15 protein-coding genes are annotated in these 21,631 nt (G+C 64.4%); 4 read left to right on the top strand and 11 right to left on the bottom strand.

The window, feature by feature from the left end; translation table 11 throughout:
- Positions 1–119: 119 nt before the first annotated feature.
- The 3 genes from MRBLPB4O_RS16815 to MRBLPB4O_RS16825 all read left to right on the top strand — a co-directional run bounded on the left by MRBLPB4O_RS16815 (position 120) and on the right by MRBLPB4O_RS16825 (position 3,516).
- Entirely contained in the window at positions 120–1,097 is a 978-nt protein-coding gene (locus tag MRBLPB4O_RS16815) for a hydroxyacid dehydrogenase (RefSeq protein WP_341795977.1), read from the top strand.
- A gap of 85 nt (positions 1,098–1,182) precedes the next feature.
- A complete protein-coding gene (locus MRBLPB4O_RS16820) occupies positions 1,183–2,511 on the top strand; it encodes an MFS transporter (protein WP_341795978.1) in 1,329 nt (442 codons plus the stop codon).
- Positions 2,512–2,598: 87 nt separating this feature from the next.
- Complete coding sequence (locus MRBLPB4O_RS16825) at positions 2,599–3,516, top strand: amidohydrolase family protein (protein ID WP_341795979.1); 918 nt, start codon at positions 2,599–2,601, stop codon at positions 3,514–3,516.
- 57 nt (positions 3,517–3,573) lie between these two features.
- Here MRBLPB4O_RS16825 and dapA read toward each other — a convergent pair whose 3' ends face one another.
- The 10 genes from dapA to MRBLPB4O_RS16875 all read right to left on the bottom strand — a co-directional run bounded on the left by dapA (position 3,574) and on the right by MRBLPB4O_RS16875 (position 18,483).
- Positions 3,574–4,443: a 4-hydroxy-tetrahydrodipicolinate synthase gene (gene dapA / locus MRBLPB4O_RS16830; RefSeq protein ID WP_341795980.1), complete on the bottom strand. Its 870-nt coding sequence runs from the start codon at positions 4,441–4,443 to the stop codon at positions 3,574–3,576.
- A 330-nt stretch (positions 4,444–4,773) separates the two neighbouring features.
- Positions 4,774–8,292, bottom strand: coding sequence for a cellulose synthase complex outer membrane protein BcsC (gene bcsC / locus MRBLPB4O_RS16835; RefSeq protein ID WP_341795981.1), 3,519 nt, complete (start codon positions 8,290–8,292; stop codon positions 4,774–4,776).
- Positions 8,280–9,395: a cellulose synthase complex periplasmic endoglucanase BcsZ gene (gene bcsZ / locus MRBLPB4O_RS16840; protein WP_341798901.1), complete on the bottom strand. Its 1,116-nt coding sequence runs from the start codon at positions 9,393–9,395 to the stop codon at positions 8,280–8,282. Before bcsZ ends, bcsC begins: the two co-directional genes overlap by 13 nt.
- Entirely contained in the window at positions 9,395–11,677 is a 2,283-nt protein-coding gene (gene bcsB / locus MRBLPB4O_RS16845; RefSeq protein ID WP_341795982.1) for a cellulose biosynthesis cyclic di-GMP-binding regulatory protein BcsB, read from the bottom strand. The genes bcsZ and bcsB overlap by 1 nt, the downstream gene beginning before the upstream one ends.
- Positions 11,674–14,283, bottom strand: a complete 2,610-nt coding sequence (bcsA, locus tag MRBLPB4O_RS16850) for a UDP-forming cellulose synthase catalytic subunit (RefSeq protein ID WP_341795983.1) — start codon at positions 14,281–14,283, stop codon at positions 11,674–11,676. Before bcsA ends, bcsB begins: the two co-directional genes overlap by 4 nt.
- On the bottom strand, positions 14,280–14,987 hold the full coding sequence (bcsQ, locus tag MRBLPB4O_RS16855) for a cellulose biosynthesis protein BcsQ (RefSeq protein WP_241800889.1): 708 nt from the start codon (positions 14,985–14,987) through the stop codon (positions 14,280–14,282). Before bcsQ ends, bcsA begins: the two co-directional genes overlap by 4 nt.
- A complete protein-coding gene (bcsR, locus tag MRBLPB4O_RS16860) occupies positions 14,984–15,202 on the bottom strand; it encodes a cellulose biosynthesis protein BcsR (protein ID WP_016500278.1) in 219 nt (72 codons plus the stop codon). Before bcsR ends, bcsQ begins: the two co-directional genes overlap by 4 nt.
- A complete protein-coding gene (gene bcsG, locus MRBLPB4O_RS16865) occupies positions 15,199–16,818 on the bottom strand; it encodes a cellulose biosynthesis protein BcsG (protein ID WP_341795984.1) in 1,620 nt (539 codons plus the stop codon). Before bcsG ends, bcsR begins: the two co-directional genes overlap by 4 nt.
- Entirely contained in the window at positions 16,811–16,996 is a 186-nt protein-coding gene (gene bcsF / locus MRBLPB4O_RS16870; RefSeq protein ID WP_016500280.1) for a cellulose biosynthesis protein BcsF, read from the bottom strand. The genes bcsG and bcsF overlap by 8 nt, the downstream gene beginning before the upstream one ends.
- Positions 16,993–18,483 carry a BcsE family c-di-GMP-binding protein gene (locus MRBLPB4O_RS16875; protein WP_341795985.1) on the bottom strand — a complete coding sequence of 497 codons (1,491 nt, stop codon included), beginning with the start codon at positions 18,481–18,483 and terminating at the stop codon, positions 16,993–16,995. Before MRBLPB4O_RS16875 ends, bcsF begins: the two co-directional genes overlap by 4 nt.
- A gap of 290 nt (positions 18,484–18,773) precedes the next feature.
- Here MRBLPB4O_RS16875 and MRBLPB4O_RS16880 point away from each other — a divergent pair, with 290 nt between their 5' ends.
- Positions 18,774–20,630 (top strand): ABC transporter ATP-binding protein, encoded by a 1,857-nt coding sequence (locus tag MRBLPB4O_RS16880; protein ID WP_341795986.1) that lies wholly within the window; start codon positions 18,774–18,776, stop codon positions 20,628–20,630.
- A gap of 85 nt (positions 20,631–20,715) precedes the next feature.
- On the opposite strand, the gene MRBLPB4O_RS16885 is transcribed toward MRBLPB4O_RS16880, so the two are convergent.
- Entirely contained in the window at positions 20,716–21,543 is an 828-nt protein-coding gene (locus MRBLPB4O_RS16885) for an IclR family transcriptional regulator (RefSeq protein ID WP_341795987.1), read from the bottom strand.
- Positions 21,544–21,631: the final 88 nt, after the last annotated feature.

Here is a 21,631-nt window from a genome sequence, read left to right on the forward strand (position 1 = left end):
ACCCGCCTGTCTACGCGATAGATTTTAATTTTCTTGCAACAGCGTTTCATTATGATAGGGTTTAGACCATTGCCGCAGATGCGCGGCTGACTGCCCCTGACAAGAACAAGGTACCCACGATGTCCCGCACCATTCTGCTGACCGGCCCAGAGCTTGCCGCCGAGGCCATGAACCTTGCCGCCGAACAGGGCGTCAGAATCGTTCCCACCACGCCCTACCTGCCAGCCGAAGAACTGGAAGCCATCATTCGCGCCGAACAGCCCGATGCCATCGTGGTACGCCAGGGCAACCTGACCCGCGCCATGATCGAGGCCTCGGACAAACTGAAAGTGATCGCAAAGCACGGCGTGGGCTATAACACCATCGACATCCAGGCCGCCGCAGACCGCTGCATCCCGGTATCGATCGCCGTAGGCGCCAACGCCCAGTCGGTGGCCGAGCTGGCCTTCGCCCTGATGTTCAGCGTGGCCCGCCAAACCGCACTGCTGGACGCGCGCATGCGTGACGGGCATTGGGACAAGGCTTCTGCCAACGGCATCGAGCTCTCGGGCAAAACCTTGGGCCTGATTGGCCTGGGCTCGATCGGCGGCATCCTCATGGACCTGGTGTCGCCGTTGGGCATGAAAGTCAAGGTATTTGACCCTTACCTCAAGCAACTGCCAGACCGCCCGCACGTTGAACGTGAAGAGGATTTCCATCGCCTGCTGGCTGATAGCGATATCATCAGCCTGCACTGCCCACTGACCGAGACCAACCACAACCTGATCGGCGCTGCCCAGCTTGAGCGCATGCGCCCAGGTGCCATCCTGATCAATACCGCCCGGGGCGAGCTGATCGACACTAACGCCCTGGTCAAAGCGCTCAGCGAACGCCGCATCGCCGGTGCCGGCCTGGACACCTTCAACCCCGAGCCGCCGCCTGCCGACAGCCCGTTGTGGGGCCTGCCGACCTTGGTCGCCACGCCGCATGTCGGCGCCAACACCACCGAGGCCCGGGACCGTGTGGGCCTGGTAGCGCTGAAACAGATTCTCGATGTCTGGGCGGGTAATGCTCTGGACCCGCGTTGCGTGGTCAACCGCCACCTGTTCGCCAACTGATCACTCCACGCTTCACGCGCCCGCTTGGTGAAAAGCGACGCGTTCACGACGCATCACTCCAGAAAAAAAACAATTGGAGAGCACCATGACTTCAGCAACATCCCTGCCAAATGAACTCGAACGCAGCACCATGCGCCGAGTCGCCTGGCGCCTGCTGCCGTTCCTGATCGTCTGCTACCTGATCGCAATCATCGACCGCGGCAACATTGGCATGGCCTCCTTGCAGATGAACGAGGACCTGCAGCTCACGGCCAAGATCTTCGGCTTTGCCAGCAGCCTGTTCTTCTTTGCCTATTTTTTGGTCGAAGTGCCCAGCAATCTGGCCATGCAACGCTACGGTGCTCGCATCTGGATCGCCCGCATCATGATTACCTGGGGCCTGATCTCGGCAGGCACGGCGTTTGTGCAGGGCGCCAACTCCTTGTACGTGATGCGCTTTCTGCTGGGCGCGGCAGAGGCCGGATTCTTTCCGGGTGTACTGCTGTATCTCACCTACTGGCTGCCGTCGGCCTACCGTGCGCGGATGGTGGCGCTGTTCATGGTGGCCATCCCGGCTGCCAATTTCATAGGTTCACCGCTGTCAGGGTTGCTGCTGAGCCTGGATGGCTGGATGGGCATGCGCGGCTGGCACTGGCTGTTCATTCTGGAAGGTATCCCTGCCGTTCTGCTGGGCATCGCCTGCCTGTTTGTGCTTACCGATCGCCCCGAGCAGGCCAAGTGGCTCAGTGACGAGCAGCGCGGCTGGCTCATCAAGCGCCTGGCTGAAGAAGCGTCGAAAAAGACCGCCATCGGCCATATCTCGCTGTGGAAACTGCTGCGCCACAAAGACATCTGGGTGCTGGCACTGATCTACTCGGGTGCTTCTGCCGCAGGCAGCACCATGAGCGTATGGGCCCCTCAGCTACTGAAAACCTTTGGCCTCAGTGCCATGGAGATCGGACTGGTGAACGCCATCCCTTACGGCATAGCCTCGGTGCTGATGATCATTTGGGGTCGCAGCTCCGACCGTACCGGCGAGCGTCGCTGGCACACCGCAATGACCATGCTGCTGATCGCGGCAGGACTGTTGATGACTTTGTTCACCTCGTCGCTGCCAGCAACAATAGTGATGCTGACCATGGTTCTGGTCGGTGCCTACTCGATGAAAGGGCCGTTCTGGGCGCTGGTGTCTGGCTGGCTGTCTTCCTCGACCGCTGCTGCGGGCCTTGCAGCCGTGGGCGCCATGGCCAACCTCATCGGCGGTGGCCTCATGGTCAATGCCTACGGCGCCATTCACGATGCCACTGGGAGCTACTCTCTGGCGCTGATGCCATTGGCCGCGCTGTGCACCGTAGCCGGTGTCGCGGTACTGGTAATCGGCCGAAAGCGCCAGCGCGAGCAAGCTGAAACATCCGGCGCCGCCAGCGCAAAATAAACCGCACAAGCCGCACCTCGATGCCCACTTTCCTGCCTCATGAACGTGGGCATCGTCTTTCATAATTACAAGAAAAGAGGAATAGCCATGACGTTGTCTCGTCGCCAATTCTTGCTCGCCACCGGCGCACTGGGCGCTGTCGCCTCCATGGGCACCATGGCCGATGCGCCGTTCAGCAAAGGCGATGCGCCCCCCCGCCTGACGCCGCCTGAAGGCAGCATCGACTGCCACATGCACCTTTACGACAGCCGCATCCCGGCCGCATCTGGCGCTACCCTGCTGCCGCCGAACGCCTCGCTGCAGGATTACCGCAGGTTGCAGGAGCGCCTGGGCATCCGCCGCATGGTCATCGTCACGCCGTCAACCTACGGCACCGATAACCGCGTGATGCTCGAGGGTTTGTTACGCAGTGGGGGCGACGCCCGAGGCGTGGCGGTTGTGTCGAGTGCGATTACCGACACGCAGCTTGCCGAATTACACCAGGCGGGCGTGCGGGGTATCCGCTTCAACCTGAGCGTTGGCAACCAGGCACTCGATGGGCTGGAAAGCCTGGCCGCGCGAGTCGGCGAAATGGGCTGGAACGTGCAGGTCGCTCCCGGGCCGCTACTGCCCGAGATTGCCCCACGCTTGCTGGCATTGCCGGGCAAAATCGTTATCGACCACATGGGCCATGTACCGCAGCCCTTAGCGCTGAAGTCGCCGGCTTTCGCCGCGCTGGTGCGGCTGCTGGACACCGACCGAGCATGGATCAAACTGTCGGCTCCCTACCTGCGCTCGAAGACCGGAGCACCGCTGTTCGAGGATGTCGGCAGAGTCGCCAGTACATTGATAAGCCATCGCCCTGATCGCATGCTATGGGGCAGTGACTGGCCGCACCCGACGCTGCCCGTCAAACAGAAACCCGATGATGCGCTGATCCTCGACCTGCTGATGCACTGGGCACCAAAGGAACAGACTCGAGCTCTGATATTGCGCGACAACCCCACCCAGCTCTACTTTTTCTGATCACCTGCCAGACCTGATGCCTGGCTTTTTCGTGGGAGGCAAAGGCTGGGCCATCGCCTACAGGGCATCGGGAAGCGCCAGCACAGCCAGCAGTTTGTCTCTGGTCGTTTGAGTGCAAGGCTGCATCGGCTCGCGCAGCTCGTCGGTCATCAAGCCCTGGAACTGCAATGCCGCCTTGACCACGGCCGGGTTGGGCTCGGCAAAGGCCATCCTGATCCAGGGCAGCAACTGGTAGAACGTGCCACGCGCAGCCGCCCAGTCGCCACTATCCACCTGCCGCAGCATCCGCACGTAAAGGTGCGTATGCACATGGGCCGAAGCCGAAATGGCCCCTGCACCGCCCAGGCACAGGTTGTTGAATATTTGCAGGTCTTCACCGGCCAGCACTTGGGCATGACCGTCCTGGATCAAGGCCATGGTGGTTTCGCTGTCGCCGCTGCAGTCCTTGACTGCCGCGATACGGGGGTGGCGCACGATCCGGCGCAAGGTTTCGCGCTCGATGCGCACGCCGGTGCGGTACGGGATGTCGTATACGATCAACGGCACGCTGGCGGCATTCGCTACGGTATTGAAGAAGGCCTCTATGCCGGCCTGCGAAGGGCGGATGTAGCAAGGCGCCGGTACCAGAAGCCCAGCAATGTCACGCCGCTGGATTTCAGCCTGGAAGGCCAGCAGCTCACGCAGGTTGTAACCCGACAGGCCCATCACCACCTGGCCTGGCGCCGCCCAGGCCAGCACGGCATCCAGCACAGCCAGTTGCTCGGCCTTGGACAGTGCCGCCGCCTCCCCCGTGGTACCGCACACCACAAAACCGGCCACGCCGTCTTCGAGCAGCTTCTTCACCAGCTTTTCCAGTGCGGCGAAGTCCACTTCATCGGCGCGCATGGGCGTGACAAGGGCAATCCAGATACCACGGAAATTCGACATGCAAAAACTCCTGATGTTGACCGAAAGTCAGCGTCAGCGGGTGAGGAGTCGAAGTGGTCTGGCAGGGATACCTGGCGCCTTCTGTCTCGTCAGCCCACCTGACGAGACAGCGCGCCTCGGTCAGATGAGCGGCTGTTTCTTGGATTTCTTGGCAACGGCAACGCACGCCTCTGCCTGGGCAATGAAGCCCGAAGCGGAAATGGCGTGGTTGGACATGGACATGCTGGCAAACCCGTTGCGTAGGTATGGCTGGATAATGGTGGGGCGACGTGCCTGGTGTCAACCCTTGGTCTGCATCGGCCCGTGTAGCAGCGCAAGCAGGTATTGCCGTCAACGCCACTCGCTGTAAGGCTCCAGCGGCGTTACCGGCAAGGCCAGGTTGCCCCGCCACGGCTCGAACAGGTAGCGCAGGTAGAGCATGGCATGGCTAGGCGCGTAGTCATCGCTGTGCTGCCAGTCGAAGCCGCCGCCCAGTACCCACCGATCACTCAGGCGCCGTTCGAACAGGCCGCGCAGGCGGTAGCCCAGCCCGCTGCTGTCGCTGGCTTCGCTCATGGCATAAATGTTGGAGTCAACGTCATATTGCGCCAGCACCCTGCGATTGACGTGGGCGTCCGGGTACAACCGGCTGCTGCCACTGTGGGCCTGGGACCAACTGACCGAACCCTCCAGCAACAGCGACCAGTCGTAGTTGCGCCAGGCGTAACTGACCGGCACGCCTACCGACGTGTAACGCTGTGGGCTGTAGTAGCCGCCCTGCCCCAGGCTGTAGCCGCCCAGGTCCTTGTCATGGCGCCAGTGCATCAGCGTCAGGCCAACACGCACACGCTCGTCGGCCCTTTCCACCACTCGGTGGTAATAGCCGGCCATGGCCCGAGTGCGCTGGTTGTCGGCAACGTTTTCGCCATACAGCCAGTGATGCCCCACGCTGGCCCAGACACCGTTGTCGCCCCCTTGGTCCCAGCTCAGGCCAAGCGTGCCGCCATTGGCTGTGACACCGCCCCAACGCACGCCTGTCGGGCGGTCGCGTGCGCCGGCAAACGACAACAGCGAGTTGCTCATGGGCCGCCGCGATGCAGTCAGCGACCAGCCAACTTGACCGAGGTCTCCGCTGAGCGTTGCGCCACCCAGCCAGTTATTGACCGCATAGCCCTGGGTGGTGCCCAGGTCGACCGCCCAACGGCCGCCCTGCCAACCCAGCGCCAGCACGCTGCCATCAGCGGTCTGCGAGCCGCCGGAGCACGCAGGCAGCGATTTCCCGTCAGCGGTCCGGCCGACAAACTGGCAGCTACCGAAGTCGGGTGTGTAGCGGCCCTGATCGTTCTGCTCGAACGAGCCTGCATCCATGCCGATGCGCTCAACACGGGCAAAGGCGGTGCCGTCCTGCCAAGGGGTATCGACATGCAACAAGGTCGACTGGGTACTCAGCTCGGAGGTGCCCGGCGTACCGTCGTCCTGGCGCCAACCGTAGTCGTGCATCAGCGTCACATGGGTATTCCGCTGGCGATACAACGCATCGACGTCGCTGCGCAGGCTACGCGCCAGCCAGTCGTCGGCGTCCTGTTCACGGCTGGCCAGCGTCAGGGCACGGTCATCCCGTGGCGAGGCGGCAGCACGGTCCAGCAACTGCGCATCGGCCATTGCTGCGGCGTAGAGGTCCAGCGCCCGTTGCGGCTCGTGCTGCGCCACCAGGCGGGCAGCGTCCCGGCGCAACAATGGGTCAGGCCGGGGCTGCTGCGCTGCAAGCCGGTCGAGCAGCGCGGCCGCTTGGTCGTGATTGCCCAAGGCCACCCAGACAGCCGCCAGGCGCCGCTGGGCGTTGCTGTCATCGGCGGCCACCTGTGGCACCTGCACGGTCATCATGTGCCGGGCCTTGGTCAGATTGCCTTCAGCCACCGCGCTTTCGATCACGCCAAGGCGCGCTTCCGGTCGCCCGGGCTGTATGGCCAGCACACGCTGGTAATAACCACGAGCCTTGTCAGGCTCACCGCGCGCTGCCGCCCAGTCGGCCAACAATATCAGGTCGTCGGGGCCGCCTTCTCCACGCGCCAGGCTGGCTTCAAGCATGGCTGTCGCCTCAGTAACGCGGCCTTGAGCCTGCAGCTGCTGCGCCGAGGCCAGGGTCACGCGGCGCTGAATGCGCTGCTGCAGGGCATGCATGTCAGCGCTCCAGGCTGCCTGCGGCACTGCACCCAGGCTGTCCAGGGCCAAGGCATCACGGTCGCTGGACTCCAGGAACAGGCCATGGGCATAGCGGGTTGCTGGGTCGCGCGGCTGGTGCTGCACCAGTCTGGCGAAGGCCGCATCGGCCTCGGCGGTGCGGCCCTGGTGACGCAGGCTGTTGGCCAACTGATACACCAGCCAAGGCTCATCGGGGGCCAAGGCAGTGGCCTGGGCCAGCACCTGGCTAGCCGCTGCCCAGTCTTCGCGTTGCAGCGCCTGCTCACCCTGCTGACGCAGGCGTGCAAGTTCCAGGCTGCGACGCAAACTGGCGAACTGCACCTGCTGGCGAGTCGGCAGGCTGTCCAGGTACGCCTGCGCCTTGGCTGGCGATTGCGCCTGGTACACACGGATCAGGCCACGCACGGCGCTTTCATTATCCGGTGCCATGCGCCTCACTTGCAGGAACTGCCGCTCGGCGGCAATCGCATCGCCTTCAGCCAGCGAAACATCGGCCAGGCCGAGCAAGGCGTACTCATCTTTCGGGCGTTGCTGGCGCGCCTGCAAGTACAGTGCTCGGGCGCCTCGCAGGTTGTTGGCCTGCAGGGCGCGCTCAGCGTTGTGAAGTTGCGCCCAATACTGGCTGGACGACTCCAGGTCCTTCCATTGGCTGATCCAGTAGGTGTCCTGTTCCTTGGCACTCGCCGTCCGGAACGCTGTGTTGGCGTTTTCGTAACGGCCCTGACGCATCAGCGCATAACCCAGGGCGCCGTGCAGGCTGGCATCGTCCGGGTACCGGCGCAGCGCCCGACGCAGCTGTACTTCGGCTTCGGCATTTCGGCCCTTGTCGAGCAACGCCTTGCCGCGCTGGCCCGCCTGCCAGGACGGGTCGGCCAACAGCGTGCGCTGCTGTTGCAGGTTGGCGCTGGCCTGTGCCAGCAGCGGCGAAGCCGGGTAGCGCTTGAGGAAGGCTTGCCAGGCCGCTGCGCTGGTGCTGCTCACCGCTTGCCCGGACAGGTAGTCGAACTCCCGCTGGGCGGCAGCATCCCGGGCGCCGGGGTCGCGCGCCAGCTGATCGAGCAGTGCCAGCGCTTCGCGGTCACGCTTTTCGGCGAACAGCCAGCCAGCCAGGGTCTGGCGCAACCCGGCACTGCCGGGGTACTGCTGGTCCAGCTGCTGCAACTGCCTGATCGCCTCGGGCCGCTGACCTGGCAGGTTGCCGCGCACGCGCCAGTAATCCAGGGCCAGCTCAAGGCTGGGCGGCTCGCCGGCGAACAGCTGCTCATAAACCGCCAGCGCCTCCTGATTGCGCCCGGTAACGGCCAGCAGGCGCGCCTGCTGCAAGCGCCGCGCAGTCTCTGGCTGCTGCAACGCGAGCAGGCGCGCGGCCTGGCGCGCTTGCAGGCTACCGGGTGCCAAGGCATTGATCCTGGCACTCAGCTGTTCGGCCTCGGTGATGTTCTTTTCGCGCAATGCCAGGCTCAAGGCCGCCAGCAACACATCCGGGTTGCGTGGCTCCAGCAGCTGCAGGCGGCCCAGTGCATCACGCACCAGGTCGTCGCGGTGCAGCGCCTCGCCCCGGCGCACCTGGTCCAGCAGCCATTGGCGCTGCTCCCCGGCGTCCTTGGGTTGTGCGACGGCCTGGCAAGCCACCGTCGCCAGCATCAGCACGCCGATCATTCGCTGCATGGCGCACTCCAGGCCGGCAGCAGGTGGCCGTGCGAGTCAAAACGGTAACGGGCTTCATCCCAACCCTGGCCAAACAGCGCCAGCACCTGGCTGTAGTACGCCTTGGCCTCGACCGGCTGCTGATGCAAACGCTGCCGCTGCGCTGCCAGGCCAGCCACGTGCTCGGGAGAAGCCGCCAGCAAAGGCAGCAAGGCCGCAGAGAAACCGGCCGGGCCATGGCCGCTGGCAGCACCGCTGCGCGCATCCACGTGCTCGGGCGGCAGCCCGTCGCGTGTGGTCAATGCTGCCATCGGGGCATAGCGGGCCACCAGCTCGGCACGCTGGGGCGCGTCCTTGGCCAGCATGCCAACCCACAGGTAGACCCGGATGGCATCGTAATCACCGCCACTGCCATGCTGTGGGTCCGCTGCCAGCTCACCGGCCGGCGTCCACAGTAGCCAGTCCGGGGCGAAGCCTTTGGGTGACGATGCCAGCCACAAGCGCCGCGTATTGGCCGCCAGTTCGCCCCACAGCGGGTCCACCAGGCTGAAGCGGTCGAACAGTTGCAACGGCAGGTAACTGGGGTTAAGCCGCGTGCCACGGGCATCCTCGAAGCCGTAGTCGCCCGGCAGCAGCATCACCCCCAGGCCTGGCAGCTTGCGTACGGTCTGCGCAGCGATGCGCCACAGCAGGCGCTGGCCCAGTTGCGTGTAGGCCGGTTCGCCCCACAACCGCCCCGCTTCCAGCAGGCTGTAGGCAATCCACAGGTCGGCGTCGCTGGCATTGTTGGTATCCAGCACCTGCCACTGCTGCTGGCTGTTACGGCCCCACAGCCAAGCGGGAAGATGCCGGGCGAGGTCACCCTCGGCCAGGTTGTTGGTGGTCCAGCGCAGCAATTGCGCGAAGGCCTGCCGGTCATTGCCTACCAGGGCGAAGAACAGCGCATAGCTCTGCCCTTCCGAGGTGGTGATCAGGCGCTCGTCGCTCGGGTCGATGACCCGACCGTCCACACTCACCAGCTCGGCCTTGAAGCGGTCCCAGGCGGGCCAGGAACAGGCCGTCGCGGCATTGGCTAAGAAAGGCAGGCCGAAGGTGACCAGCCCCACCAGCAATCGGCGCATGATCACCCCGCCTCACCCAGGCGGCGCTTGCCTGCCCAGCGCAGTGCCCGCCAAAGCAGGAAGGCAAACAGCACCACGCAAATGGCCGCGATCGCCGCCAGCAGCACCGGGTGCTCGGACAAGTGGAACCACAACAGCAACCACCACGGCAATGCACCCACGAAGTAATGCTCGCCCACAAACTGGCTGGTAACGCCGCTGCTGCGCACCAGCGTTACCGAACCGGCCACCGCATCGAGCTTGCCCACATCGCCGAGCGTATCGCGCAGCAAGCCGTAATCGCTGTCGCTGCTGGCCAACAGGGCAACGACACTGCGCTGCGGGTGGAACGGCGACTTCAAACCGGTGATGGCCGCGATCGGTGCCTGCGCGCTCACCGCCACGCGGCTGCTTGCAGGCACCGCCCCGGTGTCGAAGCGCTGGCTTCCCGGCAGCCCTGCGCTGCGGCCTTGCAGCAACCAGTCACGCTGGGCGCTGAGCAGCAGGCCAAGGTTGGGCGCATCGCTCAGGGCTTCAGGCAGGCTGCCTATCAGCAGCAAGTCGGCATCGGCCGCTGCGGCCTGCTTCCAGTCATCCACCAGTTGCAGGCCCAGCGCCGGGTAACCGATTTGCCCGGCCAACCCGCCAATGGTATCGAGCAAGGTGCCGACCTGCATCGCCGTGGGTTTGCCCGGCATGATGACCAGGGTTTCGGAAAGGTCGGCCATGCGGCTGAACGGGAAGCCGCTGCGGGCAAATGCACGCAGGTCGGGCATGGCGATGTAGTGGTGATAACCGGACAGGTCGATGGTGGAGTTGTCGTCGATCGCTGCCCGCACATCCACCGGCAGGGATGTCTGGCAACGGTCGCGCTGGGCGCTGCCCAAGGTGCTGGCAAAGCTGAAATCAAAGCGCAGGCGGTTGCGGTCGCCGATTTTCAACGCCGGCACCAGTGACTTTTCGGTCAACGCAGTGCTGTCGCCGGAGAACACCGCCAGGCGCATTTCTTCGAGGGTGCCGCTGCGTCGGTCATTGCCCACCAGCGGCATGCTGGTGATGTACTGGTCGTTGACGCTGATGCTCAGGCGCGATTCGTCGGTCACCGCAGGCGCCGTGTAGCGGTATAGGGTGCGCAGCGGGATGCCCTGGTTTCGCCAGACAAACAGGTCGGGCGGCAGGTTCAGCTCCAGCGTCACCGGCCTAGGTTGAAGGCCACTGACTTGCAGCTGCTCGGGGTAGTCCAGCAGCTCGGCAAAGCGTACCGGCCGGTCGGTGCGCGTCCAGTTGGGGGCATCGTAAGGCTGACGTGGTTGCAAGGCAGTCATCTGCTCCACTTTCACCCGGGCGCCACGGAACAGGTTGTTCCCAACCGCCAGCGCCGATGCAGCCTTGACCAGATCATCGTCGTTGCGGCCCAGTACCAGCAGCACTTTGCTCCAGCGGTCATCCGGGTGGTCGATCATCTGCAGCACCGGGCCATCCACCGGCGGAAACTGCTGCAGGTCGGCGAGGAAGGCCGGGCGACGGTCGTTGGTGGCAAACACGATGCTTGGCTTTGGCGTGCCCGCCCGCGCCGGCAGGCGGTTGTACAGCACCGGGAAGGTTGACTTGCGCCAACCGGCCTGGCTGCCGAAGTACGACGCCAGGATCGCCGCCGCGCGTTGCTCACCCAGGCTCGGCACGCCACTGAATACCACCGGCAGTTCCACTTTGCCGGTATCACGCGCATCGAAGAACGGCAGCGGGAAATACGCCAGGTCGTTGTCCAGCGCCAGGGCCTGCTCGTGCAACTGCACCTGGCTCTTGCGATTGAGGTTCAGCCACAGGCCGCTGTGCGCCGGGTCTTCGCAGATGTCGGTGTAGTGCCCGACAAACTCCAGGCGTACCCGGTTGAAGTCGCTGAGCAGCTTCGGGTCCAGCGGCAACTGGCGGCGCACGCGCTGGCCAGGCTGGTCCTTCTCCACGGGCACCACGCCCATCATTTCGTCATTGAGGTAGACGCGCAGATGCGACAGGTTCGGCAGCAGCGCTGGCGAAGGCGTGTAGTCCAGTTGCAGACTGGCGTCAGTGACCAGACGGTCGCGACGCACGCCGAACTCGATGTGTTCAGTGTTGCGCACCCCCAGCAACAGGCTGTCGGATGCATGCCCGAGCTGCTCGAAGGTTTTCATCACTGGCCAGTTCGGTACCGTGGGTACGGCTGGCTCGGCAAGCGGGGCTACAGAGGCGGCAGCAGCAGGCTGCGACAAAGCGGCAAGCAGCGCCATCGCCAGGCCCCAGGTACGCGCGGGATAACCAGTCATCATGCGTCTCGATCAACAAGGTTCAAAGAAGGAACAGCCCGTGGTGTGCGGGGCCAGTAGCTGGCCAGCCAACGTGCCAGCGCGCGCAGTGGCTGCAGCCACGCGTGTACCCACGGCGGCAGGTGCTCTAGCAGGCGCAGGTAACCGACACCGCCCAACTTCAGCACATCGACCAGGCTGCGCAGCGGGCGCTCGACCTCATGCTGCTCGCTCCAGCCCAGCCAGGCATCGGCGCGAGCAAACGTGCAGTGCACCAGGTCGATACGCTGCTGTTGGCTTAGCGCGTTGAATACCAGGCCCACGTGCTGCCCGACCGTACGGGTGACACAGGCCTGGAAGGCGAACTCGCGCTGGCCACGGTTGAGCAGCAGGCGCACCTGCTCCCCCGGTTTCAGCGCAAGGCCGTCGTGCAGTTGCAGGCCGACACCGCCATCGGAGTAATCGACCAGGGTGCACGGGTAGGCGTGACCGCTGGCCAGCACCAAGCCTGCCGGCAGGCGCATCTGCACCCGGTGGGCGCGGCGCACCTGGCGCACTTCGGCGGCCACGGCAACCGCGGCGCCGATGATCAGCAGGTTGTAGACCACCCACAGCGAACTGACGATCACCGTGCCGATTTCTGCCGCCGGGCCGGTGAACAGGCGCCACACGGCAAAGCCCAGGCCCGCTACGTTGAGTGCCGCAAGCCACAGGTACGGCTGGGCGATGTGCCAGTCGAACTGCTCCTGCTCCATCAGGCCGCCCTTGGCGGTAACGTTGAACTTGCCTTTTTTCGGGGCGAACAGCGCGACCGTGGTGGGGCGGGCGATGTACCAGGCCAGCACGGTCTCGTACACCTCGCCCCAGAAGGTTTGCCGGTACTTGCCCTGCATGCGCGAGTTGGTCAGGCTGGCGTGGATCATGTGCGGCAGCACATACAACAGGATCATCAACGCCGGTGCGTAGATGATGTAGGCATGCAGTAGCAGGAACGCCAGCGGTGCGGTCAGGAACACCAGGCGCGGCAGGCCAGCCAGGAAGTGCAGCATCGCATTGGCATAGCACACCCGCTGGAACAGGCTCAGCCCACGCCCGAACACGGGGTTGTCGGTGCGGAAGATCTGCACCATGCCGCGTGCCCAGCGAATGCGCTGGCCGATGTGCGCCGACAGGCTCTCGGTAGCCAGGCCGGCCGCCTGCGGGATGCTCAGGTAGGCCGATGACCAACCCTGGCGGTGCATGCGCAAGGCGGTGTGGGCATCCTCGGTCACGGTCTCCACGGCAAAACCACCGATGCTTTCCAGCGCGGTGCGGCGCAGTACCGCGCACGAGCCGCAGAAAAACGCCGCGTTCCACATGTCGTTACCGTCCTGGATCAGGCCGTAGAACAGCTCCCCTTCATTGGGGCGGCGACGGAACGAACCCAGGTTGCGCTCGAACGGGTCGGGCGAAAAGAAATGATGCGGCGTCTGCACCAGTGCCAGCTTCGGGTCCTTGAGGAACCAGCCCACCGTCATTTGCAGGAAGGAGCGCACCGGCACGTGGTCGCAGTCGAAGATGGCAATCAGCTCGCTGTCGGTCACACCCAACGCATGGTTGAGGTTGCCGGCTTTGGCGTGCTTGCTGTCCGGCCGCACGATGTAGCCCACCCCCACCTCGTCGGCGAACGCGCGGAACGCATCGCGGCGGCCGTCGTCGAGGATATAGATCCGCAGGCATTCGCGTGGCCAGTCCAGGCCCAGGGCCGCCAGTACTGTGGTGCGCACTACCGACAAATCTTCGTTGTAGGTGGGGATCATCAGGTCTACGGTTGGCCAGTGCTGCAGGTTGGCAGGCAGGTTCGCCGGCTTGCGCTGCAACGGCCAGCTGGTCTGGATGTAGCCCAGGATCAGCACGAACCACGAATAGGTTTCCGCCGCCAGCAGGATCACCCCGCACACCAGGTCAGTGGTGTCGTTCCAGTTCAGGGTCGCGGTGTAGCGCCACCATAGATACCGGCAGGATATGATCGTCGACAGCACGATCAGCATCAGTGTCGGGAAACGCCCCGGCATGTGCCGCACCAGCATGGCAATGCCCAGCAGCAGGCCGATGAACACCAGCTGTGCCAGGTAGCCGAAGGGCTCCGTCACGCACAGCAGGGCCAGGCCGGTCGCGCACAGCGTCAGCGCACTGTAGAACGCCCGCCGGGCGAACACGCTCAAGCCGCGCAAGCGTGCCGAGGCTTCATGTCTGAAGGCACTGCCACGGTAGCGGGCAGGTACCTGCTGCAACCTGCCGATCACCAGGCTGCGGTAATGGCCCGCAACCTGTCGCGCATTCCGCAACTGCTCGCGCACGGTGGCCCAGACCCGCCGCGCGAACCCTGGCCGGTGTTGCGCCGGTTGCTGCCTTAGCAGCAGCCACAGGCTCTGGATCAACAGGCGGACCGGGTCGCCCAGGCTCGGACGCTTGCCCGCCAGTTGCGGGTACAGGCGCTGGCGCTCGGCCAACAGCGCCTGCCAGGCGGGGGACTCCAGGCGCAGAAACAGGAAGGCCAGCCATACGCCGAGGGTAAACAGGCACGCGACCGGTAAGCGCGCACCGCGCGCGCTGAACCAGGTGTAGGTCGACAGGGGGCTCAACGTCACGGCTGGCGCCTCGTCAGGCAACGTACCGCCAGGCTCTGCACATCTCGGCAGGCCAGGCTATGCGGCGCGTAATGGCCGAGCGGTGCCTTGCATGCCAACGCTTCGAGGAACGCCTCGTCGCGGTGCACCACCTGAATCGGCAGGCGATCACGGAACAGGTCACGCCATACCATCAACAAGTCGCTTTGCAAGCGGCTGGCCGGGTCGTAACGGTTGACCAGCAGCATGTCGTAGCGCTCGACCGGCTGGCGGCCGAGCAACAAGTGGCTGGCCATCTCGGCCTCGGCCACCAGTACTCGAACATCGGTCTCGATGCTGTGGCCAGCGGTATCAGGCGGCAGCTGCGGCAGGTCGAACAACACCCAGTCGAAATGCCCGGCCAGCTCGGCCTGACGCGCGCGCCATGCCTGCGCGTCGGGCATGGGGCGCGCCACGCCATCTGGCAGGTTGCCGAACGGCAGCAGGCATAGGCCATCGAGTACTTCATACACGGCATCGCCAACCGGCCGCCCTTGCCGCTCGGCCAGCGCCCAGCCTTCTTGCGTACCTAACGGCAGGTTGAAGTGCAGCCCGAGCAAGTTGCTTGGGCACAGGTCGATCAGCAGCACCCGCTCGCCCACGCCCTGCAGCGCATAGCCCAGCGCGGCCAGCAAGGCGCTGCGCCCCAGGCCACCACGCACGCCGTGCAAGGCCAGGCTGGTCATGCGGACACACCCTCGCGCTGCGCTGCAGCCGCGTGCAACGCGCCCGGGGTGCTGGCCCGATAGCTTTCACCCAGCAACGGCCAGCGCTGCAACGCCTGCTGAACCCCCACCAACATGGAAATGTCCTGGTAGTTCAGGTCTGGCATCGCCAGGTGCTGGCGCAACTGGGCGATATCGTCGCTGCGGTCGGACGGGTCTGCTTTGCCAGTGTTCATGGGCGCTCCTCGGGGATGGGCTGCCAGTCGGGCTGGCCTTGCAGGCGCATGTAGGCGCGCCCCTGATAGTTCACAACCTCCGCCCCGGAGGTCTGCGCAACCTGTTCTGTGGTCGGCAGGTCGGCCAGCAGGCCGGGCACATCCAGCGCCTGCTGCTGGCCCAGGCCGGCGTAAACGCGCGACACAAGCTCGGACAGTGCCAGGTAGCTGGTCGGTGCCGCGACACGCAGCGGCTCGCTGCGGGCCGGCTGCCCCATGCCGATGAACTTCAGGCCGACCGGTACATGGGTGATCGACGGCGTAGGGATTTCACGCATGCCTGACAGCTGCATGCGGTCACCGTGCAGCGCAGCGCCATGTTCCGGGACAATGGCCACGACCACGCGGCGGCCACTGCGCTCCAGCTCGTCGAGGAAGGTGCCCAGCTCACCAAACAGCCGGTTGGCGCGGGTGGCGTAATCGGCCACGCGGGTACCGCCGTCGGCGGTAACGATACGGTTGCCGTCGTGCAGGCTGATGCTGTTGTAGAACAGCGACACATGCTCGGCGGCGCTGCCTTGGCGCTGCCCCCACCAGCGGCGTAACACGTCCAGGTCACTGGCAATCGGCGAGCCGTCGAAACCGACCAGCGCGCGCGGGAAGTCGGTATTGCGCAAGCCGGGCTGCGGCATGTGCTGCTGGGTGATGTCGCCGATGAAGTTGTCGAACTGGCCGCTGTGGTTGAGCAAGGTATTGCTCTGGAAGCCGAGCTTGGCCAGGTTCTGGAACAACAGGCACTGCTCCGGGGCGCTCTGGTAAAGGCCCGCGTGGGACGACTGCCCGCAGCTGGCACGTAGCACGCGGATGGCCGCCGGCCCACTGTAGGAGGTGGCCGAATTGAACTGGTCGAAGACCACGTCCAGGCGCGACAGCAGCGGGTTGTCACGCAGCCCCGCGGCAGACAGGTCATCCCAGGCCAGCGAGCAGATGTTGATGATCAGCAGGTCGAACGGTTGCTCATCAACATTGATGGCAGGGAATGCCGTCACCCGCTCCCGCTCACTGGCGAAGAAACGTTCGAGCCAGCTGTCGAGCGTGGCATTGTCGGCAAGCGCTGCGGCCTGCACGGGCTTGCCGGGGCCGGCAGCCACATTGCCGGACGGCTGGCCGGCGTTGACGGCCAGTGAAGGCAGCCCGCCCACGGCCAGCCACGCCAGCCCCAGCAGGCTCAAGGTGCTCAGGCGCAGCCAATGGCGCAAGTACAGGTAGCCCACCAGCAACAGCGCCAACGCACCGAGCAGGTTCCAGTTGATGAAACGGCCCAGCAGTTCGAGCATGTAGTCCCATGAAAAGTCGAGCACACCCGGCTGTGCCAGCAGGCGGCTGAACGGCGGGAACCAGGTGTCCTGGTAGAACAACGCGACACCAATCGGCACCGCCACCAGCTGCCGCGCGACGCGCAGCCATCTCCCCGGCAAAGGCAGCAGCAGGAAAGCGGCGAACAGCAGGTTCGGCAGCGCCTGGAAGTCCAGCATGCCGAGGGCGACCAGCAGGAATTTTGCCAGGAAATAGAGGTTCCACCCTCCCAGTCCAGGCCAGCGCGCCAGTACCGGGAGGGAGGCGATGGTCTTAGTCATTACGGGGTTCCTGGCGTGCAGCGCGATGGCGGACGCCCAGCGGTTTCAGGTAACGGGGTGCAAGGCGGCGGCGCAACCAGCCGCGCAATGCAACGCGCAGGCGCAGCACCAGCAAGGCCAGGGCAAACGTCACCAGCGCAGTGATGGCAATTACTTGCAGGAGCTGCACGAAGTTCATGCTGTACCCCGCTTGCCCAGGGCAATCCGGCGTGGTGCCAGGGCCGACCTTGGGTGCGCAGGCTGTTGCGCCGATGCATCCAGCCGCGGTGGCTGCGGTGCGCTGTCGTCGAGGAAGGCCGGGGTGGCCAGGCTGTCGACCCCGGCGAGTACCTCTTGGCTGATGAACAGTTCTTTCCACGACAACTGGAAGATGTGGTCAAGCGCTTGCTCGACCCCTTCAGAGCGGCAGGCGAACAGGAACAGGAACAGGACTTCGCCCACCACACAGGCAATGTCACCATCGCGGCGGAATACCGTGCGCGAACAGGCCTGCAGCGGGGTCAGGCCATGGGCCGGGCGCAATACCAGCAACTGGTGGACGATTTCGCCGTTGCGCACACCGTGCCACATGGTGTTCACGGCTTGCGCAAATGCACGGGGCGCTACCAGCCCGCAAATGGCCAGCGGCCGCAGCCGTGCGAGCAAGGCATCGAAGTTGCCCGGCAGATGCCGCCGCCATACGTAACCCTGGATGCTCTCGACCATGGTCAGGAAACGCGACAGGCTGGCACCGAACGGCACGATCTGGGTGGCACCACAGGCCAGCAGCAGTTGCTCGTCCTGATAGCGCAGGGTTGGCGCCATCTCGCGCACCACCAGCTTCAAGGCATTGCCACGTAACTGGCGCAGGCGGTGCAGCTGGCGTGCCAGGCTGTCCAGGCGCTGCCCGCCATCCATGGCAAAGATCACCGTGGCAGACACCGCTCTGCTGGCTTTGGCGCTCAGTTCGTCAAGGTTTTCGCAGACCTGCCAGTGCTCGGAGAAGGCGGGCGCGCCTTCCAGCACCGGGCGCTGGGCCAGGCACAGCAACTCATCACCACCGGTGTCGGATGGCACCTGCGGCGCTCCGGTAACGGCAAACCCGGTGTCAAGGCGCACCAGCTCCACGTCTCGGGTACCGGCCTTGCCGAGTGGGTTGCTCCAGAAATGCTGCAGGTAGCGCACCCCACCTTTGCCGCGGTACACCTGGGCCAGCCCGTCTACGCCCTGATTGAACGCGCGCAGCTGCTCCACCCGTCCAACACCCTGCCCGCTGCTGATGACCAGCAGCAGCGCAGCCTCGGCCAGCAATAAGGGCCGCAGGGCATTGCACCAACGGGCAACGTCATCGCCCGCCCAGGCCTCGAGTGGCGCCAGCAGCAACAGCACACGCCCGGGCACGTCGATGCGTGGCAAGTCATCAACTAGGTGCAGGGTGGCTTGCGGGGTGGTCTCGTACAGTGCCAGCTCGGCCGGGCCCTGCGCCGCATCGAGCGCACCCAGCACATCACCCATGGCTTGCGCATCGGTGATCAAGGTTGCCCGAACGTCGTCTAGCATGCCTGCAAGCACTTGGCGGCATAGCAAAGTGGCGTCTTCCGTGGCGTCACAGGCTACCCAGTACAGTCCTTGTTCATGAAGGCAGCTGCTTTCGGCGCCTATGCCGGAAATAGCCAACAACGGCATTCCATTCGTCAAAACAGTGGCTCTACGTCAAAAATTTAAACGGCTTTGAAGCTAGATTTGCACATGGGTCGTCGACGGCTTTTGACCCTCGTCAAAAAAACGACAAAAACACCGACGCACCATTTAAGTGCGTCAATTCTACAGCAGCAAGGCAAAATAATGTCAACCGCAAATGTAATGAATTGCAAAGGTGTGTCGAACGCTGCACCAAGGGCAGGATGCTGCATGCGAATGTGTCGATGTGCGTTAAGGTTACCTGTCAGGCAGATGCTGATTTACCGGAGACACGCATGCTTCGCATTTTTGAACGCTGGCTAGACCCCTTCCCCCCTGACGAAGTACCGCCGCCGCCAGTTGGCCTGTTGCGCTTCATGTGGGCCTGCACCCGGGGCGCTCGCGGCTACATTCTTGCCTTGGCACTGCTCAGTGCCGGGGTGTCGATTTACGAAGCCTGGCTGTTTGCGTTCCTCGGCCAGGTGGTCGACCTGCTCTCGGCCTGGCAGGCCGGTGGCGCCGCCGCCAGCACACAGGAAAGCCACGTACTGTGGGGGATAGGCATCGTCCTGGTTACCAGCATCGGGCTGGTGGCGCTGCGCACCCTGGTGCAGCACCAGGTGCTGGCAATCAATCTGCCGCTGCGCCTGCGCTGGGACTTCCACCGCCTGATGTTGCGCCAGAGCCTGTCGTTCTTCTCCGACGAGTTCTCTGGCCGGGTTACCACCAAGGTGATGCAGACAGCGCTGGCGGTGCGCGAAGTATTGTTCACGCTCATCGAGATCCTGCCCGGCATCGGCGTGTACTTCATTGCCATCATCGCCCTGGCCGGTGGCTTTGCCCTGAAACTGATGCTGCCGTTCATTGCCTGGCTCGTGCTGTTCGGGCTGGCCATGCTGTATTTCGTGCCACGCCTGGGCAAGGTCGGGCAAGAACAGGCCAACGCACGGTCGTCGATGACCGGGCGGATTTCCGATGCCTACACCAACATCACCACGGTGAAACTGTTCTCGCACTCCAAACGCGAAGCGCACTTTGCCCGTGCAGCCATGGAGGATTTCAAGCAGACCGGCTTTCGCCAGATGCGCCTGGTCAGCCAGTTCGAAATCGTCAACCAGGCACTGGTAGTGGGCTTGATCTTCGGCGCAGGCGGCTACGCGTTGTGGCTGTGGCACCAGGGCCAGGTCGGCACCGGAGCGGTCGCGGCCATTACCGCCATGGCCCTGCGTATCAATGGCATGTCGCACTGGATCATGTGGCAGATGACCTCGCTGTTCGAGAACATCGGTACCGTGCAGGACGGCATGGCCACCCTCACCCGCGGCCCCAAAGTACAGGATGCGCCGGGTGCCACCGAGCTGGTAACCGGCGGCGGCGCGGTGAGCTTCGACAAGGTCTGCTTCAACTACAACGGCGAGCGCCAGGTGCTCAACGACCTGAGCCTGCATATTCGCCCGGGCGAAAAGGTGGGGCTGGTCGGCCGTTCCGGCGCCGGCAAGTCCACCTTGATCAACCTGTTGCTGCGCTTCTACGACGTGGACAGTGGCGAAATTCGCATCGATGGGCAAAACGTCGCCAAGGTGACGCAAGACAGCCTGCGCAGCGCCATCGGCATGGTCACCCAGGACACCTCGCTGTTGCACCGCTCGATTCGTGACAACATCGCCTATGGGCGCCCGGACGCAACCGACGCGCAAATCCGCGCCGCTGCAGCCAATGCCCAGGCCGATGGTTTCATTAGCCAGCTCAGCGACCGCCAGGGCCACAACGGTTACGACACCTTGGTGGGCGAGCGCGGTATCAAGCTGTCTGGCGGCCAGCGCCAGCGTATCGCCATTGCCCGGGTAATGCTGAAGAACGCACCGATCCTGCTGCTGGACGAAGCCACCAGTGCGCTGGACTCGGAAGTGGAAGTGGCGATTCAGGAAAGCCTGGACGAAATGATGCAGGGCAAGACCGTCATCGCCATCGCCCACCGGTTGTCGACGATTGCCGCCATGGACCGGCTGATCGTGATGGATGAAGGGCGCATCATCGAGCAAGGTACCCACCCCGAGCTGTTGGCGAAGAATGGTACTTATGCCCGGCTGTGGCAGCACCAGAGTGGTGGGTTCCTGGGTGAAGACCAGGGCGTGGCCGAGGCGGTTGAATAGGCTCACCTGAAGCTGACGCGGGCATTGTGGGAGTGACCTTGCCGGGGCGCTCCCACAGAAATCGCGCCTACCTGAATCTGGTACTTCAACCAAACACATGCGAAGGCCGGCGCAGCACCGGGTCGAACGGGTTGACCCGTTCGCCAATCGCCGCCGCCTCGCGCTTGAGCAATGCCACCACGGTGGGCATGCGATTGGGCCCCAGGCGGTCGCTGATGGTCGCCACGCTCAACGCTGCCACCGCATGGCCGTTCCGGTCCAGAATCGGCACTGCCAGGCCGGCCATGCCGTCGAGCACTCCGGTGTTGCGCCCGGCGTAGCCGAGGCTGCGCACGTTGTCGATTTCGGCACGCAGCAACACTTCGTCGTAATGGTGAAAGTCCTTCAACCGCGGCAGGTTGTAGCGGATCACCTCGTCCCGCTCCTCCTCAGGCAGGAAGGCCAGGATCGCCAGGCTGCCCTGCCCCACGCCCAACGCCACGCGGCCGCCGATGTCGCCGGTAAAGGTACGGATCGGGTACGGCCCTTCGCTGCGGTCCAGGCACACGGCATCGAACCCCGAACGCGCCAGCAAAAACAGCGAATCGCCCAGCGAAGCCGACAACCGCAGGAGGCTGGGGCGCACCACATCGCGCAGGTTGCCAGCCTGCCCGGCCTTGGCCGCCAGGGCAAAGAAATCCAGGCTCAGCCGATAACGCTTGCTGGTGGCGCACTGGTCGACCATGCCCTCCTCGATCAGGCTACGCAACAGCCGATGGGTGGTGGGCTGCGCCAGGCCAACCCGCAGCGCCAGCTGGCTGACCTTCTCGCCCTCCCCCCCGCAATCACCTAGCGCGCGCAGCACGGCGAACAAACGCGACACTGCGCTTACGCCAACTTCCTTGGCGCGTTCATTTCGTTTACCGGAATCCATTTTTCGTTAAACCCATAGAAATTTCATTGAGTGGAATAATTTCAAAATAGCTGTCACTCAGTGAAATTACTCTTTGTCGCCATCCTAA

The organism is Pseudomonas sp. LPB4.O, assembly GCF_038383825.1.
GTDB lineage: Bacteria > Pseudomonadota > Gammaproteobacteria > Pseudomonadales > Pseudomonadaceae > Aquipseudomonas > Aquipseudomonas putida.

Bases quoted from the DNA above. Each gene is read 5' to 3' on its own strand.
- dapA (WP_341795980.1), bottom strand. From the start codon at position 4,443: ATGTCGAATTTCCGTGGTATCTGGATTGCCCTTGTCACGCCCATGCGC.
- bcsB (WP_341795982.1), bottom strand. From the start codon at position 11,677: ATGATGACTGGTTATCCCGCGCGTACCTGGGGCCTGGCGATGGCGCTG.
- bcsF (WP_016500280.1), bottom strand. From the start codon at position 16,996: ATGAACTTCGTGCAGCTCCTGCAAGTAATTGCCATCACTGCGCTGGTG.
- bcsR (WP_016500278.1), bottom strand. From the start codon at position 15,202: ATGAACACTGGCAAAGCAGACCCGTCCGACCGCAGCGACGATATCGCC.
- MRBLPB4O_RS16815 (WP_341795977.1), top strand. From the start codon at position 120: ATGTCCCGCACCATTCTGCTGACCGGCCCAGAGCTTGCCGCCGAGGCC.
- bcsG (WP_341795984.1), bottom strand. From the start codon at position 16,818: ATGACTAAGACCATCGCCTCCCTCCCGGTACTGGCGCGCTGGCCTGGA.
- MRBLPB4O_RS16820 (WP_341795978.1), top strand. From the start codon at position 1,183: ATGACTTCAGCAACATCCCTGCCAAATGAACTCGAACGCAGCACCATG.
- MRBLPB4O_RS16875 (WP_341795985.1), bottom strand. From the start codon at position 18,483: ATGCCGTTGTTGGCTATTTCCGGCATAGGCGCCGAAAGCAGCTGCCTT.
- bcsC (WP_341795981.1), bottom strand. From the start codon at position 8,292: ATGCAGCGAATGATCGGCGTGCTGATGCTGGCGACGGTGGCTTGCCAG.
- MRBLPB4O_RS16885 (WP_341795987.1), bottom strand. From the start codon at position 21,543: ATGGATTCCGGTAAACGAAATGAACGCGCCAAGGAAGTTGGCGTAAGC.
- bcsQ (WP_241800889.1), bottom strand. From the start codon at position 14,987: ATGACCAGCCTGGCCTTGCACGGCGTGCGTGGTGGCCTGGGGCGCAGC.
- MRBLPB4O_RS16825 (WP_341795979.1), top strand. From the start codon at position 2,599: ATGACGTTGTCTCGTCGCCAATTCTTGCTCGCCACCGGCGCACTGGGC.
- MRBLPB4O_RS16880 (WP_341795986.1), top strand. From the start codon at position 18,774: ATGCTTCGCATTTTTGAACGCTGGCTAGACCCCTTCCCCCCTGACGAA.